17 protein-coding genes are annotated in these 19,588 nt (G+C 40.8%); 8 read left to right on the top strand and 9 right to left on the bottom strand.

Going from position 1 to position 19,588, the window contains the following annotated elements; translation table 11 throughout:
• Positions 1-51 precede the first annotated feature (51 nt).
• The 3 genes from lipA to CLV32_RS13660 all read left to right on the top strand — a co-directional run bounded on the left by lipA (position 52) and on the right by CLV32_RS13660 (position 2,421).
• Positions 52-930, top strand: coding sequence for a lipoyl synthase (gene lipA, locus CLV32_RS13670; RefSeq protein ID WP_133556428.1), 879 nt, complete (start codon positions 52-54; stop codon positions 928-930).
• A 96-nt stretch (positions 931-1,026) separates the two neighbouring features.
• Positions 1,027-1,578 (top strand): RNA polymerase sigma factor, encoded by a 552-nt coding sequence (locus tag CLV32_RS13665; protein ID WP_133556426.1) that lies wholly within the window; start codon positions 1,027-1,029, stop codon positions 1,576-1,578.
• The gene (locus CLV32_RS13660) at positions 1,579-2,421 is read left to right on the top strand and encodes an anti-sigma factor (RefSeq protein ID WP_133556424.1); all 843 of its coding nucleotides are present in this window, start codon (positions 1,579-1,581) and stop codon (positions 2,419-2,421) included.
• On the opposite strand, the gene CLV32_RS13655 is transcribed toward CLV32_RS13660, so the two are convergent.
• The 3 genes from CLV32_RS13655 to CLV32_RS13645 all read right to left on the bottom strand — a co-directional run bounded on the left by CLV32_RS13655 (position 2,414) and on the right by CLV32_RS13645 (position 7,021).
• Positions 2,414-3,328: an NAD(P)H-hydrate dehydratase gene (locus CLV32_RS13655; protein WP_133556422.1), complete on the bottom strand. Its 915-nt coding sequence runs from the start codon at positions 3,326-3,328 to the stop codon at positions 2,414-2,416. The genes CLV32_RS13660 and CLV32_RS13655 overlap by 8 nt on opposite strands.
• Positions 3,329-6,172, bottom strand: a complete 2,844-nt coding sequence (gene uvrA / locus CLV32_RS13650) for an excinuclease ABC subunit UvrA (protein ID WP_133556420.1) — start codon at positions 6,170-6,172, stop codon at positions 3,329-3,331. It lies immediately after the preceding gene.
• 120 nt (positions 6,173-6,292) lie between these two features.
• Positions 6,293-7,021, bottom strand: a complete 729-nt coding sequence (locus CLV32_RS13645; protein ID WP_243732318.1) for a lytic transglycosylase domain-containing protein — start codon at positions 7,019-7,021, stop codon at positions 6,293-6,295.
• Between the two features lie 268 nt (positions 7,022-7,289).
• Here CLV32_RS13645 and CLV32_RS13640 point away from each other — a divergent pair, with 268 nt between their 5' ends.
• Both CLV32_RS13640 and CLV32_RS13635 read left to right on the top strand, forming a co-directional pair.
• Positions 7,290-8,705 (top strand): pseudouridine synthase, encoded by a 1,416-nt coding sequence (locus CLV32_RS13640; protein ID WP_133556416.1) that lies wholly within the window; start codon positions 7,290-7,292, stop codon positions 8,703-8,705.
• Positions 8,706-8,714: 9 nt separating this feature from the next.
• Positions 8,715-9,830: a lactonase family protein gene (locus CLV32_RS13635; protein WP_133556414.1), complete on the top strand. Its 1,116-nt coding sequence runs from the start codon at positions 8,715-8,717 to the stop codon at positions 9,828-9,830.
• Positions 9,831-9,836: 6 nt separating this feature from the next.
• Here CLV32_RS13635 and bshA read toward each other — a convergent pair whose 3' ends face one another.
• From bshA to tilS, 3 genes are all read right to left on the bottom strand, one after another.
• Positions 9,837-10,985 (bottom strand): N-acetyl-alpha-D-glucosaminyl L-malate synthase BshA, encoded by a 1,149-nt coding sequence (gene bshA, locus CLV32_RS13630; protein ID WP_133556412.1) that lies wholly within the window; start codon positions 10,983-10,985, stop codon positions 9,837-9,839.
• Between the two features lie 135 nt (positions 10,986-11,120).
• Positions 11,121-11,603, bottom strand: coding sequence for a hypothetical protein (locus tag CLV32_RS13625; protein ID WP_133556410.1), 483 nt, complete (start codon positions 11,601-11,603; stop codon positions 11,121-11,123).
• A complete protein-coding gene (gene tilS, locus CLV32_RS13620) occupies positions 11,593-12,939 on the bottom strand; it encodes a tRNA lysidine(34) synthetase TilS (protein WP_133556408.1) in 1,347 nt (448 codons plus the stop codon). Before tilS ends, CLV32_RS13625 begins: the two co-directional genes overlap by 11 nt.
• 153 nt (positions 12,940-13,092) lie before the next feature.
• Between tilS and CLV32_RS13615 the strand changes: the two genes are divergently transcribed.
• Positions 13,093-15,009: an OstA-like protein gene (locus tag CLV32_RS13615; protein ID WP_243732317.1), complete on the top strand. Its 1,917-nt coding sequence runs from the start codon at positions 13,093-13,095 to the stop codon at positions 15,007-15,009.
• Here CLV32_RS13615 and rdgB read toward each other — a convergent pair whose 3' ends face one another.
• Together rdgB and CLV32_RS13605 are read right to left on the bottom strand one after the other, a co-directional pair.
• Positions 15,010-15,588, bottom strand: a complete 579-nt coding sequence (rdgB, locus tag CLV32_RS13610; RefSeq protein ID WP_133556404.1) for an RdgB/HAM1 family non-canonical purine NTP pyrophosphatase — start codon at positions 15,586-15,588, stop codon at positions 15,010-15,012. It lies immediately after the preceding gene.
• Positions 15,585-16,151, bottom strand: coding sequence for a hypothetical protein (locus CLV32_RS13605; RefSeq protein ID WP_133556402.1), 567 nt, complete (start codon positions 16,149-16,151; stop codon positions 15,585-15,587). The genes rdgB and CLV32_RS13605 overlap by 4 nt, the downstream gene beginning before the upstream one ends.
• A 188-nt stretch (positions 16,152-16,339) precedes the next feature.
• On the opposite strand from CLV32_RS13605, the gene CLV32_RS13600 reads away from it, so the two are divergent.
• A complete protein-coding gene (locus CLV32_RS13600) occupies positions 16,340-17,698 on the top strand; it encodes a peptidylprolyl isomerase (RefSeq protein WP_133556400.1) in 1,359 nt (452 codons plus the stop codon).
• A gap of 4 nt (positions 17,699-17,702) precedes the next feature.
• Positions 17,703-18,668, top strand: coding sequence for an AAA family ATPase (locus tag CLV32_RS13595; protein WP_133556398.1), 966 nt, complete (start codon positions 17,703-17,705; stop codon positions 18,666-18,668).
• On the opposite strand, the gene CLV32_RS13590 is transcribed toward CLV32_RS13595, so the two are convergent.
• Positions 18,665-19,549: a glycerophosphodiester phosphodiesterase family protein gene (locus CLV32_RS13590; protein ID WP_133556396.1), complete on the bottom strand. Its 885-nt coding sequence runs from the start codon at positions 19,547-19,549 to the stop codon at positions 18,665-18,667. The genes CLV32_RS13595 and CLV32_RS13590 overlap by 4 nt on opposite strands.
• Positions 19,550-19,588 lie beyond the last annotated feature (39 nt).

Below are 19,588 nucleotides of genomic sequence, written 5' to 3'. Positions count from 1 at the left end.
TCAAACATTTCATGTTTATAACAATTCAAACCTATTGCTTAACTTTGTATCATGATTGAACTTCCGGTTGTTTCAGCTAATCCCGTTCAGCGTAAGCCAGATTGGCTACGTGTTAAGCTTCCAGTAGGCAAAGAGTACGCACAAGTCCGCAGTTTAGTGGATACACACAAGTTGCATACGATTTGCGAAAGCGGCAATTGCCCGAATATGGGTGAATGCTGGGGAGCTGGTACAGCCACCTTCATGATCCTTGGAAATATATGCACGCGCTCATGCTCATTTTGCGCTGTTGCCACCGGGCGACCACTTGCTGTAGATGTGGATGAGCCGTCTCGTGTAGCAGAATCTGTTAGATTGATGAAAGTTAAGCACTGTGTAATTACTTCTGTAGACCGCGACGATCTAAAGGATGGAGGATCTATTATCTGGGCAGAAACCTTGCAGGCAATCCGCAGAGAGAGTCCTGAGACGACTCTGGAAACACTAATTCCTGACTTTAGAGGTATCTGGGATAACTTATATCGAGTATTGGAAGAGCGCCCTGAAGTAATGTCACATAATGTTGAGACTGTACGTCGTTTGACAAAACAAGTTCGTATTCAGGCCAAATACGACAGAAGTCTGGAATGCCTTAAAAGAATATCGGATTTCGGTTTAAGAACAAAAACAGGTATCATGCTTGGTTTGGGCGAAACAGAAGACGATGTATTAGAAGCTATGGATGATCTTGTTGCCAATGGGGTTCACATCCTGACCTTAGGCCAATACTTGCAGCCTACACGTAATCACCACCCTGTAGTAGACTGGATTCACCCGGATCAGTTTGCTAAATATAAGGAAATCGGTCTTGCTAAAGGATTAAGGTATGTTGAAAGCGGGCCGTTGGTACGTTCCTCTTACCATGCCGAGAAACATCTTTTTGATTATTAGTTTTGATTCCTATTGTTTCTTGTTAAAAATGAGGAATAAAACAAAAAATTAGCCATCTTGTTGTACAATCTGTATATTACTGTATATTAGCATCACTTGGCACTAACAAAAAAAATATCTCTCTCCGAAGAAGAACTAGTCCGCGCGCTCAAAGCGAAGGAAACTATCGCTATTCAAGCGCTGTACGACATGTACTCAGGGGCACTTTTAGGAGTTATTTCCAGGATTATACTTCAGCCTGAAGTTGCTGAAGATCTATTGCAAGAAACATTCATCAAAATATGGAATTCAGGAGAGAGCTATGACAGTAGCAAAGGCCGTTTATTTACCTGGATGATGAATGTTGCACGTAACTTATCCATCGACAAATTAAGGTCCAAAGACTTTAGAAACTCCGTTAAAAACCAAGACATTGAAAATAACGTAGATTTCATTGACGCACAGAAAAAGGTAACGTTCAATGCAGATCTGCTCGGTTTACGAGAAATGGTTACTGCACTTAAACCAGAATTTACGAAAGTACTTGAATTGGTTTATTTCAAGGGTTACACACACATTGAAGCGGCAGAAGAGTTGGCATTACCGTTGGGTACCGTTAAAACGCGTATCAGGATGGCTATTATGGAATTAAGAAAGCATTTTAATTAAGTGGAAGAAACAGCAGCATATATTGAATCAGGCACACTCGAACTTTACGTTCTCGGACTTTTAAGTCCTGCAGAAGAAGAAGAGGTAGAGCGTATGTCAGCTAAATATCCTGACGTAAGGCAGGAGATTACAGCGATAGAGCTTGCTATGGAGCATTATGCTAAAGCAAATGCGATTGAACCCGCAATCGGTCTGGAGGATAAAATATTTTCGGCGATAGGCACTCCATCAACTTTTATTGAACCTACTCCTCAAGCAACAATAATTCCGCTAAATCAAACAAATCACTCACGTAAAGTACGCACCTTACAATATGCACTCGTAGCATGTATTGCACTATTGCTTGTAAGTACAGCAGCATTATATTCAGCGCATTCAAGATTGGATGATGCACAAAATCAAATAGCACAACTTTCTACACAACGTGACAAATTTGCTGCAAATGCTAGTTTTATAGAGCAGAAAAATATCGAATTACATCAAATTGCAGATATGGTAGCCAATCCGAGCTGGTCTATTGTTAAACTTGCAGGTACCGGAGCTACACCAAACTCAAAAATGATGGTGTATTGGAATAGGGACGAGCGGAGTGTCTTGCTTGACAATTCAAAGATGAACCTTCCAGCTAACGATACTGAACACCAATATCAATTATGGGCATTGGTTAACGGGAAACCGGTTGATCTAGGTGTATTTGATATGAAAACTGATCGGGAACACATTCTCCTGAAGATGAAAGAAATTCCAATGGCCCAGGCATTTGCTGTCACACTTGAAAAAAGAGGTGGTAGCCCTGTTCCTACAATGAGTGCGATGGCCGTTATCGGAAACGTAACTATTTAACTAGACCTCTTAATACTATAGGAATATGTTCTGCCACGGCAGTTGCTGTAACTGTATACCATTTTTTAGCCAGCTCATCTCCTGATCGGCCATGTAAATAACAGGCTAACTGTGCTGCTTCGATTTCTGTATAACCCTGGGCGATATAAGCTGCCAGCAATCCCGTCAATACATCACCCATTCCACCTTGCGCCATTGCAGGATTTCCACTTGGATTAATTGATACTTTTGAGGAGGGCTCTATGCAAAAAGTGTATTGATTTTTAAGAACAATAATTATGTTTAGTTGCTCGGCCTGCTTACGGGCTGTATCAATCCGACCGTACCAGGTTTCATGTTTACCAAAAAGCCGATCAAATTCTGTCATGTGCGGTGTGATCACTGAACCCGCAGGGATCTTTTTTAATAGTTCTGGTGATGCAGCTAATATATTTAATGCATCAGCATCTATCACCAATGGTTTTTGTATCCTGAAAAGATTTCGAAGATGTTTTTTTGCAGCAGCACTTGTACCCAATCCGGGTCCAATTGCAATCACAGTAAATTTATCCAAGTTGTTCGGAGCACTTAATGCTTTTCTTTCCAGAAACATGATCTCTGGAAACCTAGCATTTAACGCAGTAAGGCCCCTTGACGGGATAGATACAGTGGTTAGGCCAGCACCACCGTACAGACACGCAGAAGCTGATAATAAAGCTGCACCCATTGTCTTCTCCTGTCCGGCAACGAGTAACACATGTCCATAGGTTCCTTTATGCGAGAACAATTTTCGTGGCTTAACCAATCGGACAACATCAGCTTCAGTCAGCATTCTAAAAATCCCATTTCCAGCTATTCCGGCCGTCACCGTAGTTGTTGCAGGTGCAGATTGGTCTGCTAAAAATGTATTTAGAAACTGCTTTGCCATTTATCCCTCCATCTCTTTCTTTAAAAATTTACCTGTGAGACTAATCGGGTTTTGAATCAGGCCTTCTGGTGTCCCTTCAAAAAGGATTTTTCCACCACCTGCTCCCCCCTCTTCACCAAGATCGATCACCCAGTCGGCTACTTTTACGACGTCCAGGTTATGTTCGATCACTAAAACGGTGTTCCCTTTTTCAACAAGTTCGTTTAGAACACCAAGGAGGACATTAATATCTTCAAAATGCAAGCCTGTGGTAGGTTCGTCAAGTATATAGAATGTTTTACCGGTATCTTTTTTTGAAAGTTCCGTTGCCAGTTTTACCCGTTGAGCTTCACCACCTGACAGGGTTGTGGAAGCCTGACCAAGCGTAATATATCCAAGGCCTACGTCTTTAAGTGTTTTTATCTTTCTGTAGATAGCGGGCATATTTTCAAAGAATGTACAAGCATCTTCAATACTCATATCCAATACATCACTGATAGACTTGCTTCTGTAACGTACTTCAAGCGTTTCCCGGTTGTACCGTCTACCTCCACATTCCTCACAAGGCACGTGCACGTCGGGCAGGAAATTCATTTCCACAACCTTCATTCCGGCACCCTGACAGGTTTCGCACCTTCCCCCTTTTACGTTGAAAGAAAACCTTCCGGGTTTATACCCCCTGATTTTAGCCTCCGGGAGTTGCACGAAAAGATTTCTGATATCCGAAAATACCCCAGTGTAAGTAGAGGGATTAGATCGTGGCGTCCTACCGATAGGAGCCTGATCGATTTCTATAACTTTATCAATTTCTTTTAAACCATTTACCTTTTCATAAGGCAGCGGATGTTTCTTGGCCCTAAAGAAGTGATGGTTAAGTATAGGGTAAAGCGTTTCAGTAATCAGACTTGATTTACCACTCCCAGACACCCCTGTTACAGCGATAAATTTCCCCAGTGGAAAGTCTACAGAAACATCTTTGAGGTTATGGCCGCTAGCCTTGATAATAGAAAGCTTATGACCATTTCCCTTGCGTCGTTTTTTTGGAATTGCAATTCCTTTTTTCCCATTTAGATAAGCTGCGGTTAATGTATCAGATTTTAAGATTTCATCAGGCGTTCCCTGGGCCACAATCTGGCCACCATGAATTCCGGCAGCAGGACCTACATCAATTACATGATCGGCCTCCAGGATCATGTCTTTATCATGTTCTACAACAAGCACTGTATTACCAAGATCCCGCAGATTTTTAAGTGCACCGATTAATCGTTCGTTATCTCTTTGATGCAATCCTATGCTCGGTTCATCCAGAATGTACATTACATTCATCAATTGCGAACCAATTTGGGTAGCGAGCCGGATTCGCTGAGCCTCACCACCTGAAAGGGTCCTTGCTGTGCGGTCCAGAGACAGATAGTTTAAACCTACATCAGTTAGGAAGCCCAGTCTTGCACGGATCTCTTTAAGGATCTCTTTAGCAATCGTATTTTGTCTCTCAGAAAGTCTGCTCTCCAAATCGGTATACCACAGCTTAATACTACTGATATCCATTTCTGCCAGCTCGAAGATGTTTTTACCATCTACTTTAAAATGTAGGCTTTCCTTTTTCAAGCGCGCGCCATTACAAACAGGGCAGGTTTTAAGCTTACGAAATGCCTCCATATCGTCTACAGTACCTTCTCCTTTACGCTCCTGCTGTTCTTCTAGCAGTTTAATAATCCCATCGAAAGTGATTTGATAATTCTGAACATTCCATTTATTGTACTCAACAGCTACAGACAGCAATTCAGGAGAACCATTAAGGATAATATTGATAATGTCATCTCCTAATTTCTCAATAGGCGTTGACAGCGAGAAGTTATATTTTTTTGCCAGCGCCTTCAAGACCTGGAACATCCAGATATCGCGGTATTCCCCAAGTGGGGCAAGACCGCCATTTATAATACTTAGTTTAGGATTAGGCATAACGGATTCTTTGTCGACAACAAAGATATAGCCCAATCCATCACAACGTTCGCAGGCACCATAAGGTGAATTGAACGAAAAGCTATTAGGCTGTGGCTCATCATAAGAAATTCCCGTTGTTGGACACATCAGGAATCTGCTGAAGTGGGATACATTATTATCCTGATCGCTGATTTTAATTATTCCTTTACCCAGTCGCATAGCCGTTTGCAGGGAATCCTGAAGTCTTTTTGTATCTTCCGGTTCTACGATTAACCGATCTACAACAATCTCTATATCGTGGATCTTATACCGGTCTACCTGCATTTTAGCGGTAATGTCTTTAATCTCTCCGTCAATACGCACCTTAACATATCCTTGTTTACGGATCTGTTCAAAAAGTTCGCGGTAATGACCCTTACGACCTTTAACTACCGGAGCAAGGATATTAACGGGTATCCCACTATACTTTTTAAAAATCGTAGCCAAGATCTGATCTTCGCTCATGCGCTCCATCTTCTCCCCGGTATTGTAAGAAAAAGCATCCGCAGTACGGGCGAAGAGCAAACGCATAAAATCGTAAATCTCCGTAATCGTACCTACAGTAGATCTCGGATTTTTACTGGTAGTTTTTTGTTCGATGGCAATAACGGGGCTTAGGCCTGACACTTTGTCAACATCCGGACGCTCCATTCCCCCCATAAATTGGCGGGAATATGCACTGAATGTTTCCATATAACGGCGCTGCCCTTCAGCATATATTGTATCGAAGGCAAGGGAAGATTTTCCACTACCACTTAATCCCGTGATTACCACGAGTTTATTTCTCGGAAAAGAGATATCTATATTTTTGAGATTATGTACCCGGGCACCGTAAACTTCAACATCCTTTTGTTCGCCGAGATCAACGTTATTTTTACTCATATATATTCAAACGCTAGTAAAGCCTTTATGTTCAAGTTAGCAAATTTTCAGCCACAAAAAGGCTAGAAAACTAAAAAAGCCGGAATAAATTCCGGCTTCCCCATAGCATGTCTTTTATTCTTATTCTTCGTTTAAGGCTAGCAATGCTCTTGGAGCAGTGTAGCCGTAACGTACCGGATCTTCCACGATCTCTTTCATGGAAATGAGTTTATAAACGTAACCTCCGGTTTCCCGGTTGAGTCTCATCTTGTAGTAATTATCCTGACTTTGTTTGTTGATTTGGCGCTTCATGTGGGTATCGCCAACATTATATGCTGCGGCCACAAGTGTCCAGCTATCAAACACTCCATAGAGTTCTTTCAGGTATTTACAGGCGGCAATCGTAGATTTTCGTAAATTTTTACGTTCATCTACCCTTCCATTTACCTTTAATCCATAGGTGCGTGCTGTTCCGGGCATAAATTGCCAAAAACCAGCTGCTCCTTTTGGAGAAACACCACCCTGAAGGCCAGATTCTACTAAAGGCATATACTTGAAATCGTTCGGAATGCCATAAGCGGCGAGAATAGGTTCGATAATCGGGAACCATTCAGCTGCTTTTCTGTGCAAACGGTTTGTTTGTGTGTGTGTGTGATTAAAAGCAGTGAGAATTTTTCTCATTTTATCCTCCACCCGCCGGTCGCCCAGTGGTAAGGTTTCATCTGCAAAACTTAATTGAGCCATTAGAGATTCTGGCTGCTCGATCTTAGATCGAACTGGGGTATTGGGGGTATTTTTGGTACTGGTATTTTTACTTTTTAAAAGACTTTTTGCTGCTTGGGGCATGTGGTAAGCAAACACTTTTGCCATAACCAATAATGTTAAAATTATCGTACATGTTATTATGTGTTTCTTTATCATTTTCCTCCTTTTTTTGGTGAATAATATAGAATCCCTGCAAACGTACAACATATTATGTTAATTATCAAGCTATTACAAAAATTAGTTTAAAAATCAAGGTTTAAACACTGATAGGGCATGATTTTTATTTTAATTCAAACGCGTAAAATATCGGCTACAGATTGCGCGATTTTTATTAAATTTGCACCCGCATTAATTATGCGGTTAACAGTGTATCATGATGAAAAACAACAATAGGAACAGTCGGGATGACAAGTCCAAACCAGGAAGTCGGAGTACTACAGGTAGAGGCAGGAGTGCAACCGACAGTAGTTACAAAGGCAAGAGTTCTTTCGGAGATAAGGAAGGAAAAGATGCTAAGTTTGGTGGCGAAAAGAGTTACAGACCACGAACTGAAAAAGAGGGAGAGCGCGGAGAGCGGAGAGAACGCCCAACCGACCGTGGAGAGCGTGGGGAGCGTGGGGAACATAAACCTTATGCTTCAAGACCTGGTAAAGAGGGAGGTTCAAGAGATTCGGCAGAAGGACAATCCCGTAGTTATGTAAAAAAAGATCACTTTGGCCCTAAGGGCGATAAACCTTTCCGCAAATTTGATGATAAAAAAGGTGGCGCAGCAAGAAGCACTGACAGCAGGCCATTCAGAAAGTTTGATGACAAAAAAAGCGGCGATTCAGCCAGAAGTACAGAAGGAAGACCTTTCAGGAAGTTCGATGATAAACCGGGCGATTCTGGTAGAAGCACTGAAGGCAAGACTTTCCGCAAATTTGACGATAAAAAATCTGACGGACCTAGAAGTTCGGACAGCAGACCATATAGAAAAAGAGAAACTGAAGGTGGTGCAAGACCTACTTTCAGTAAAGACAGAGACAAAAGTCCTGTTTTACGTGGCAGAAAACCACAGGAAAAGGTTGACGATGGCATGATCCGTCTAAACCGTTATATTGCCAACTCTGGCATATGTTCCCGCCGTAAAGCGGATGAACTGATTGCCGCCGGTGTAGTATCTGTAAATGGCGTGCCTGTTTCAGAACTGGGCCATAAGGTGGATCCATCAAAAGACGAAGTAAGATACAACGGCGAATTACTGAAACGCGAAAAGAAAACTTACGTTTTATTAAATAAACCGAAAGACTATATCACCACTACCGATGACCCGCAAGAGAGACGTACGGTGATGCAATTGGTAGAAAAGGCAAGCAGAGAGCGTATTTATCCTGTAGGTCGTTTAGATCGTAATACAACTGGTTTATTGTTAATGACTAACGACGGCGATCTTGCTGATAAACTTTCTCATCCCAAAAATGGAATCACGAAGATCTATCATGTTGAGCTGAGCAAAAGCTTGAGTCAGGGTGATATGAATAAAATTCAATTTGGCCTGGAACTTGAGGATGGTCTTATTAAACCAGACAGTGTTTCTTATGTATCAGGCGCCTCTAAGAAAGAAGTAGGAATCCAAATACATAGTGGAAAGAACAGAATTGTTCGTAGGATATTCGAACATCTTGGCTACGAAGTTGTAAAACTCGACCGCGTTGTTTATGGAAACTTAACGAAGAAAGATCTTCCACGTGGAAGATGGCGTTACCTGGAAGAACATGAACTGATTCAGATCAAACATCTGATCAAATAATATTGTCTTATGAATAAATTACTTTACCTCCTGCCTGTACTGTTGTGCAGCCTGCAAACGCGGGCACAAAGATCGAATTACAACTTATTGATCGGAACGTACACCAATACAGGCAAGAGTGAAGGTATTTACGTGTATGATTTTAACACGAAGACTGCGGCTTTCAGACCCAAAAGCATTACTAAAAATGTAATCAATCCAAGTTATCTTACTGTAAGCAATGACAACAAGTTTGTTTACAGCGTAAATGAAGACGCAGCAAAAAGCACTGTCAGTGCTTTCCGTTTTAACGCAGCGAAAGGAAAGATTGAGTTTCTTAATCAGCAGGATGCTCAGGGTGCAGATCCTTGCTTTATTATTGCTGATAGCAAAAACGTACTCGTAGCAAATTATTCAGGTGGCAATATTGCTGTATTCGGACGAACAAAAGACGGCTCTATAACACCAGCAAAACAGGTTGTTCAGCATTACGGACATAGCGCCGACAAAAGCAGACAAAAATCTGCCCATGTACACATGGTTAAATTTAGTCCTGACGGAAAGTATGTATTAAGTAATGATTTGGGAACTGACCATATCTATGTTTATAGCTACAATGCTCTCGCCAATTCGAATGTGCTTACACTTACGGACAGTGTTGCCGTAGTTCCAGGGAGCGGACCACGCCACATCACCTTCAGCAAGGATGGCAAATTTGCTTACCTGCTTCAGGAAATGAGTGGTAACCTGACGGCATTTAATTATAAGAACGGCAAACTTGAAAAAATTCAGCAGACAACCGTGGTACCAAAGACTTTTTCTGGCGAAAATGGTGCAGCCGACATACATATTACACCTGACGGGAAATTTTTGTATGCTACGAATCGTGGCACAGCCAATACTATCACGTGCTTCGCCATACAGGCAGATGGCAAGCTAATCAGGAAGTCTACACAATCTACACTCGGAAAAGGACCAAGAAACTTCGTCATAGATCCCACAGGAACATTTTTACTGCTCGGCAACCAATACACAAATGAAGTTGTGATCTTCAAAGTCAATAAAGAAACCGGAGCACTAACGGATACGAAAAAACGCATCGATGTTGGCGCACCGGTCTGCCTGGTGTTCACAGCTGCCCAATAGCAGCTTTTATGCTGTAAAAACTTGTTTCGTTTGCCTTTCTAAAATCTGATTATAGAAATCAATATAGATAGGCAGGATTTTCTTTAAGTCAAAATCCTGAGCCCTTTTGAAAGCATTTTCCTTGAATGTATTCAACACTTCATCATCCTTTAGTATCATAATTGCTTTTGCGGCCATGTCATCGACATCCCCTACATTACTCATGTATCCGCAATAACCATCGATGTTCAGCTCGGGAAGCCCCCCAGCATTAGATGTAATAGCCGGAACTTTACAAGCCATTGCTTCCAAAGCCGCAAGTCCAAAGCTTTCTGACTCTGACGGCATTAAAAACAGATCGGACACAGAGAGAATCTCTTCAATAGCATCCTGCTTACCTAAAAACCGGACGTGTTCGCAAATATCCAGGCTACGACACAGTTGCTCGTTGTAAGAACGCTCCGGGCCATCGCCAACCATTAGAAGTTTTGAAGGGATAACCTCCTGAATCTTCTTAAACATCTTAATAACATCCGATGTACGCTTTACCTTCCTGAAATTAGAAGTATGAATCAGAATACGTTCATTGTTAGGAGCTATAGCTTTTTTAAAATGATCTTTAGGCTGTAAACTGAATCTATTAAAGTCGATAAAATTAGGGATTACTTTGATCTCCCTTTTAACATCGAAATGTTTAAGGGTATCTTCCTTCAGATCCTGCGAAACAGTTGTTACGCCATCTGACTGGTTAATTGAAAAGGTAACAACAGGTTTATAGGTTGGATCTTTACCTACAAGAGTAATATCGGTTCCATGGAGTGTTGTTACAAAGGGAATATTGATGCCATATGTTGCCAGAATTTGCTTAGCCATGAATGCAGCCGATGCATGTGGAATTGCATAATGCACATGGAGCAGATCCAATTGTTCAAATCTTACAACATCGACAAGCTTACTTGCCAGAGCAGATTCGTATGGCGCATAGTCAAATAAGGGATAGTCACGAACAGAGACCTCGTGGTAGAATAAATTTTCAGAGAAGAAGTCGAGCCGGGCAGGCTGACTATATGTTATAAAGTGTACCTGATGACCTTCATCAGCAAGCGCTTTACCCAATTCGGTTGCAACAACACCGCTACCGCCAAAAGTCGGGTAACAGACAATACCTATTTTCATGAGTATATGATTTGATTTGGAACCGACGCTGAGCTGTTTATTCAGATTTCAAAACGTCGATCCTATTTAAGCGCAAAGTACCACACTTAAACTTAGCTTTGTGTTAAACAATTGCAATTATTTCGTTGCAGGAGTCTACTTTTTCATCTCCGCCTGAATCACCAGGTACATCTCATTGGGGCGCTGCGTACCAATGTAATATTCAAGCCCATCTCGATCGGTTAACACAATGGCGTCCTTACCCGATGAGTAAAAACGTATGCTTCCTTTTCTATGGAGATTATACACGGGATTATTAAACAAGTAATTACTGTAAGTATCTTTTCTAACGTTGACAATACTATTAAGATCTATTTTAACTTTCTTTGCAGTCCACAATCCATCTATAGTAACGCTACCATTATCGATAGTGATTTTATAATGTATCAGAAAGAGCAATAAAATGGAAATACCGATAATTCCAAACCCTACTACCAGAAATAAATCCTGGGTATTATCACGGTCACGTTCATAAACATAGGCACCAAAACAGAATGCAGCCATAATCAGACGTATGCAAATTCTTATGTAATCACGTCCGATATATTGTTTTTCAAGAAAAGCGAATCTATTTGCCATCTAAACTATTTTTCAGTTCGAATATAGCGACTTTTTTTGTTGTAGCAGTTACTTTATATCGATTGTCCTGTCGCATACCCCCTATCCAGATCAAATCTCCGTTTCCGTTAATCAGTAGTGGTACCTCACTTTTTTGTGGTAATGGTACCTTTTCATCAACCAGGAAATTGCTGACTTTCTTAAAAGTTTTCATGCCGATAGGCACAAAAACATCACCGTCCTGTTTACTTCTTAGAATCAAGGGAAAGATTAACAGATCAAAATCGACAAATGCCATAGCTTGTTCACGCTCAAAATAAACAGCATCACTGTAACTTATCATCACTTGTTTGTTTTTGAATAGAACAGCCTGGCTGGATGGATGAATCATCAAATTTAATGCTTCATCATTTTGGCTTACAGATGTAATGATTAAGTCACTGCGATCAATAGTCAAGCTATGGGATGCACTGTAAAAAGATGTTCCACTTTGTTTATCAAGTGAAGTCAATATATCCTGCACGGTCACTTCAGTAAAATTGTAAGGCTTAAGCAATTCGTATAATAGCAGAAGTTTAGGTTTTAGAACTTTTACAGCAGCAATCTCTATATATATATATTTGCCTTCGATCCTGAACAAGGCTTCTCTATAAAGTGAAACGCTCTGGTTGAGTACCTGTTCTGTTTCAGCAAAACGCTGGATGTTTTGCGCAAACGTATGTTCGAGCTGAGGGTTCAGCGCTTTTAATTGCGGAATAACGTGGTGCCTGATTTTATTACGGGCATAGTGGTCGGACGAATTGGAACTGTCTTCAACGAAAGGAGCCCCCAATATTACTATCCAGTTTTCGATTTCAGTAGCGCTAAGAAAAAGCATTGGTCGGATAATTTTGCCCTTCAGTGGCAAAATTCCATGTAAACCTGAGATTCCGGTTCCGCGGGTTAAGTTGAGTAATACAGTCTCCATAGCATCATTCTGATGCTGAGCTATAGCAATGAAAACGTATCCTTGTTCCACCCTAACCTGTTCAAACCAGGTATAACGGAGATCCCGGGCGGCCATCTGAGTAGAGACCTTATTTTTTGCAGCATACTCTTTTGTATCAAACTGCTGCACATGAAAAGGCACTTCGAGATTCAGCGCAAGCATCCGAACGAAATATTCGTCCCGGATGGATTCCTCAGCCCGAAGATTAAAATTGCAATGCGCTATACCAAAATCGAATCCTGAGAGTTTAAATAAATGTGCCATCAGTACCGAATCTTTACCCCCGCTTACGGCAAGTAAGATTTTTTGTGCGGGCTCAAATAAGCCTTGCTGACTAACAAATGTTTTGAAACGGTCTATGGATAACATCTGTCAAAAATATTTAATTTAAAATGGTAAGCAAACTACTAACTTTGTAATGTGCAGAAATTACGCCTTTTAATACTGATAACTTTATTGCCTCTAGCATTGTTCGCGCAAAAAACAACTAAAATAACTGTTGTAAATGCTCCCAGGAACAGAGTGGATACAAAGAATCAGATCAGCTATCTTAGAAATCCTACATTTCGGCAGGGCAATGCTACATTTACTTGTGACAGTGCTGTATTTTACGAAGTAACAAATATAGTTGAGGCTTATAAAAACGTACACATCAATCAGGCCGATACCGTAAACATCTTTTCGGATAGGCTTACTTATAATGGCAATACAAAAATTGCCCACCTGACCGGCAATGTCCGTTTGTTAGATCGGCAATCGGTTCTGACCACTAACATCCTTGATTATAACATGGCAACAAAAGTGGGAACTTATGTTGAAGGGGGGAAAATAGTAAATAAGGATGTTACGCTGACCAGTAAAAATGGCTATTATTTTGCCAACACGCGTGATGCCTACTTCAGATATACCGTTGTAGTGGTGACACCACAGGTAACGATAAAGTCAGATACAATGCGTTACAATACCCTTACTAACTGGACATATTTTTATGGGCCCACCAATATTAAAAGTAAAGATGACAACCTATATACCGAGAATGGTGCATATAATACTAAATCAGAATATGCTTATTTTGGTAAGAAGAACTTATACACTTCCGGCAGCAGGTCGATGAAAGGTGACAGCTTGTATTATGATGGAAAGCTCGGTTATGGTAAGGCAGTAAGAAATATTATTTTCATTGATACTGCTGATAAAACAATGTTGCGAGGACAGCTTGGCTATTACTACAAAAAAGATGAGCGTACGTTGGTTACGAAAAATGCTTACATCGGCATGGGCACCTCAGATTCCATAATGGTAAAAGATATTAAAAGACCAGATAGTCTGTGGCTAGGTGCGGATACGTTGGAAACGCAGATGGTGCTACGGCAAACACTAAAGCTTATTCCAAGGCCTGTGGTAACAAACAATTTTGTAACTGCGGCCAAAGAAAAAATTCCGGGCGTGAGAGCGAAACCGAAAGCTGCTGCAGTAGTTCCGACAGTCGTGCAAAAGCTACCAAAAGACACCACTGGTAAAGTTGCAACGCCGTTAAAATCTGACACGAGCATCGCAAAAATTCTAATCAAGCCATCCACACTGGATAGCGCCAAGAAACTTAAAATCGACACCTTAAAAAAGACCAGTGTAAAGGCCAAGCCCGGCCCTGTGATTAATCCACTCGACACGGTGCGCGCAAGGATTATCAAAGCCTATCACCATGTTAAGGTATTTAAGTCAAACTTACAGGCATTATCAGATTCTTTATTTTACACAAGCGCTGATTCGACTTTGAGGTGGTATCGTAATCCAATTTTATGGGGAGACGGATCTCAACAGACTGCGGATACGATCTATCTGCAGATGAGAAACAAAAAACTTAGCTCTGTTGAAGCTTTTCAAAACGCATTTTCTGTAAATGTAGAGAAGGACTCTACAAGGTTCAATCAGGTTAAAGGCCGAAGGCAGACTGGATTTTTTGCAGATGGAAAAATTAAGGTTACTTATATTGACGGAAACGCAGAAAGCATCTATTTTACCAAAGATAAAAATGGTGTTTATGAAAATATGACGCAGACTGTAGGTAGCCGACTGAGAATCAATTTTAAGGACGATGAACTTGCTACTGTTGCAAATATCGGAGCAGGTAAGGGAGATGCAGAAAGTAAGATGACACCTGTAGGAAAGCTTAAAGAAAACATATTTTTGACCGGCTTCTCCTGGAAGCCCGAATTGAGGCCTTTGTCTAAGCAAGATATTACCAATCCGAAAGCTAAAAAGTCTATCATACAGCCAAAAAAGGCCGTTGTAGCCAAGCCGGCACCAGTAGTTAAAAAAGCTGTAACAGCTCATATAACGACACCATTAGCTGCACCAAAAAAAATGGACTCTTTATCTAAAAAAACTATAGATTCTAATATTATTAAAAAACAACCTCAGCTCCCACCAAAAAAGTAGTTAATCAGCAATTGATAAAAAATGAAGTAGCTTTTGCATCGCCAATGCACGATGGCTTATGCTATTTTTTTCCTGCATATCCATTTCGGCGAGCGTAACGGTATAACCATCAGGCTGAAAAATGGGATCGTAACCAAAACCTTGATTGCCTGAAGGCTTCGGTCTAATGGTACCTTCCAATGCACCCTCAAAGAAGAACTCTTGTCCTTTTAACAACAGACAAATTACAGTTCTAAATCTCGCTTTGCGATTTAAAACACCTTCCATCTTTGATAAAACTAGCTGGTAGTTTGCTACATCTCCCGCCCCACTGTAACGCGCTGAGTAAATTCCAGGTTCCATATTTAGCGCATCCACTTCTAGTCCGCTATCATCAGCAAAACAGTCAATCTGGTAGTTCTCCCATACGTAGGCGGACTTAATTGCCGCATTTTCTGCAAAAGTCAATCCTATTTCAGGAATTTCAGCATGACAACCAAGGTCGTCGAGATTGAGTATGGTAAACTGCGCCTTTAACATTAATGCTACCTCAGCTGTTTTATGTGCGTTGTGTGTAGCAAATACCAATTCCGGCATCATAAATTCATTTGTTTAAGACTTCCCCACAGCATTTTTTTTCCTTGCTGATCGCTACTGAGTTGATGCAGGTTAGTTGAAAAAATCATATTGACCGATTCATATTCTGAGACTGCATGTGGTGCAACATCTGGTAGACCCAATTGCTGCGGTGTTACGCCGAATGCGAAAAGCGTAGTGCTGTTCAAAGATTTTTTAAATTGGGCAAAACTGGTATTTGGGTATGTTGCATAATTCAACAGCGCAAAATCGTTAGCTGTGAGGCCGATTGCCTTAACAATATTTCTGAGTAACTCGCGTCCGGGCTCTGTGCTAACCTGATTATCGGCATCATGGACAAGAATCAGGATATTTCTTAGATTTTTACCCAGAAAGGTAAAGTTTACTTCGTCTGTGCGTGGCGGTACTATTTCCACTTCTTTTGCGTCAACAGTGGTAGTCGGGATTGGTACAGCTGGCATTGGTATAGTATCCTCAGGGGAATATACGTCTTCCTTAAGCAGATAAATATCATCTGTAAAAAACAACCTCAAAGCTGCACTATTATTCGTTAACTGATCACTCATTCCATTCGTTTTAAGCGAAATCATTTTTCTGTTAAAATTAGTTAAATATCTTATTATAGTGCCTTTATTTGTTACTTTTATAGCTTAAAAACAGAACTATCCTTTCCCGTCCAGGCCGTATGGCAGGACATAGCGCTAGTTACTGTTGGATTAGTATACATTTGCAATAGAAATAAGAATAACATAGAATGAAGAAAATTTTATTAATGACGGGTGGACTAATCTGCCTGTTCTTAAATGTTAAAGCCCAACCTAAAAATATAGATAAGGTAGTTGCAGTTCTGGGAAGTAACATCATCCTTGCTTCAGAATTGAACCAACAATATGTTTTGTTTTTAAATCAGGGTAATCCGCCGAACGAGAAAATGAAATGCTATATCTTACAGCAGATGCTTGTGCAGAAATTATTGAAACAGCAGGCGGAAATTGACTCTGTGATGGTAGAGGACTCACAGGTCGACAATGATGTAGAAAGAAGGATGCGCTATCAGATCTCCCGTGCAGGCGGTCAGGAAAGGTTGGAAGCACTTCTAAACAAATCTATCCTGCAATATAAAGATGAGATCAGACCAGACATCAAGGACGAATTGATCGCGAATAAAATGCAGGGTAAGATTACTGAAAATGTAAGTGTTACACCACTTGACGTCAAGAAGTATTTTGAATCCTATAAGAAAGACAGCTTACCAGATATTAATACAGAGTATGAGATAGGTGAGGTTGTGTTGCATCCAGAGTTAACTAAAGCGGAGAAACAACGTTTTTATGATAAACTTGATGCGATACGCTTGAGGATAAAAAGTGGCGAAGATTTCAGTTTCCTAGCAAAAACGTATTCAGAAGATCCGGGATCAGCTGGTGAGGGTGGTGACCTTGGTTTCTTTGACCGCCAGCAAATGGCTAAAGAATTTACTGCCTATGCATTTAAGTTAAAAGCAGGCGAAACATCGCCGGTGTTTGAAACTGAATTTGGATACCATATTCTTCAGGTGATTGAGCGCAGGGGTGAACAAGTGCATGCACGCCACATTTTAATTCGCCCTCAGACTACACCACAAAGTCTGGATCGCTTGAAACTCCATGCTGATTCTATCTATAATAATATCCAGACTAAAAAGCTGCCTTTTTCTACTGCAGCCTCTTTATATTCTGATGATAAAGAATCAAAGTATAATGGTGGGATGATGATGTATTCAGATAACGTATCAAGTCGTACAACATTTATTCCTGCCGACAAGATTGATCCAAAGATCTTCCTTGTTGTAGATACAATGAAAGTAGGATCTGTATCTAAACCGGTATTATTTACTGGTGAAGATGGAAAACAAGGATACAAAATTGTATTTCTGAAATCTAAAATCCCACCACATAAAGGAAATTTGGATCAGGATTATGCGAAGTTCAAGGAAAGAGCTCAGGAACAAAAAAGCAATAAAGTATTGAGTGAATGGTTTGAGAAACGTCGCGAGAATACCTATATTAAAATAGATCCTGAATATTCTACCTGTGATGAATTAAAAATCTGGGCAAAAACAGCTTCCAAATAGATAAATGACGAAATATAACAATGAGATTGAAGCTGTAGATGCGCTCCATCAGGCTTACAAGGAAATCAGGGATGAAATCAGTAAGGTTGTAATTGGACAAGATGAGGTTGTCAAGTCAGTCCTGATCTCTATCTTCAGCAACGGTCATTGTTTACTTGTAGGTGTTCCGGGTCTGGCAAAAACTTTGCTTGTGCAAACTGTTGCAAATGTCCTGGATCTCAATTTCAACAGAATACAGTTTACACCAGATCTGATGCCGAGCGATATTATTGGCTCAGAGATTTTGGGAGAAGACAGGACCTTTAAGTTTATCAGAGGTCCCGTTTTTGCGAATATAGTACTGGCTGATGAGATCAATCGTACGCCACCAAAAACGCAGGCCGCTTTATTGGAGGCCATGCAGGAAAAATCCGTAACTGCAGCCGGGCAAAAGCATTTGCTCCCACGTCCGTTCTTTGTACTGGCTACTCAAAACCCTATTGAGCAGGAAGGAACTTATCCTTTGCCTGAAGCACAACTTGATCGTTTTATGTTCAACGTACTGCTTGATTATCCATCTTTTGAGGATGAATTAAATATTGTGCGCAATACTACAGGAAATACCAATCTCAATTTGCGAAAATTGATTGATGCTAATCAGATTCATGAATTCCAGCAATTGATCAGATCTATCCCTGTAACAGACAATGTGTTGGAGTACGCTGTGCGACTGGTAGGCAAAACTCGTCCTAACAGTGCGTTAGCTACTCCAGAGATTAATAACTTCATCAGTTGGGGAGCAGGGCCGAGAGCATCGCAGTTTTTAATTCTTGGTGCAAAGTGCCACGCTGCTATTTCTGGAAAATATGCTCCGGATATTTCGGACGTGCAGGCTGTTGCTGAAGCGATCCTAAGACATCGTCTGGTTAGAAATTACCGTGCAGAAGCTGAGGGTCTTTCCATAGAAAAGATCATCAGAAATCTTTTTTAATTTTCATTTGCCATTTTATACAGATTCGGAAAATCTGTTGCCACACCATCAACGCCAAGGTTAATCAGGTACTTCATATCCTTTAGTGAATTGACGGTCCACGGTATAATTTTTACTCCTGCTTCGTGACAGCGATCCACCAACCCTTTTCCTACAAGCACGGAATACGGACTGTAAATTGTTGGAACAAAGCCCAACAATTTAACATTATCATCAAAATTCACCTGCTCATCAACCATCAGTGAAGTTCTGACCTGAGGATATTTTTCATGGAGATATTGCAATGTGCGGATATCCAGCGACTGCATAATCACGCGTTTCAGCAACTTCTTCTTTTTCACGACATCCATGATCAGCTCAACATACACTCCGGGTTCAGGCTGAAATTCACCATCACCTTTACGGATCAGGCTAGTTTCGATCGTATAATCCGGCTTTGCTAACTTCATTCGTTTCACATAAGCTTCCACAGAATCTATCGTTTCGGAAAGGAGCGGCTTATAGGCTTTGAATTTTTGCTGACCTGGAAATCGTGGATGAACTTTGCTGCCAACATCGAACTTCCTGACCTCTTCATAATTCATCTTAAAGATATTATAGCGTTTTTCGTCTTTAAAGGAAATGGCTTTACCTTCAGGAGTCAAACTAATCTCATGATTGAAATAGGGTTCATGAGATAAAACTACCTGTTTATCACCAGTAATGACGGCGTCCATATCCAATGTAGTAGCACCCAGATCTAAGGCCTTCAGCATGCCTCTAACTGTATTCTCCGGCATAATGCCTCTGGCTCCCTGATGTCCCTGAACAATAAAACGTTGCTGTGCCACTGTCACAAAGTAGCACAGTATAAAAAGAGAACTCAATAAGAATGATTTCATAGGTCTATATTAAATTAAAAAGGGTTTCTTACTATGATA

It is taken from the genome of Pedobacter duraquae (assembly GCF_004362245.1).
In the GTDB taxonomy this organism is placed as follows: Bacteria; Bacteroidota; Bacteroidia; order Sphingobacteriales; family Sphingobacteriaceae; genus Pedobacter; species Pedobacter duraquae.
Note: the sequence above shows the minus strand (reverse complement) of the source record. Positions and strands in the feature narration are given on the sequence as shown.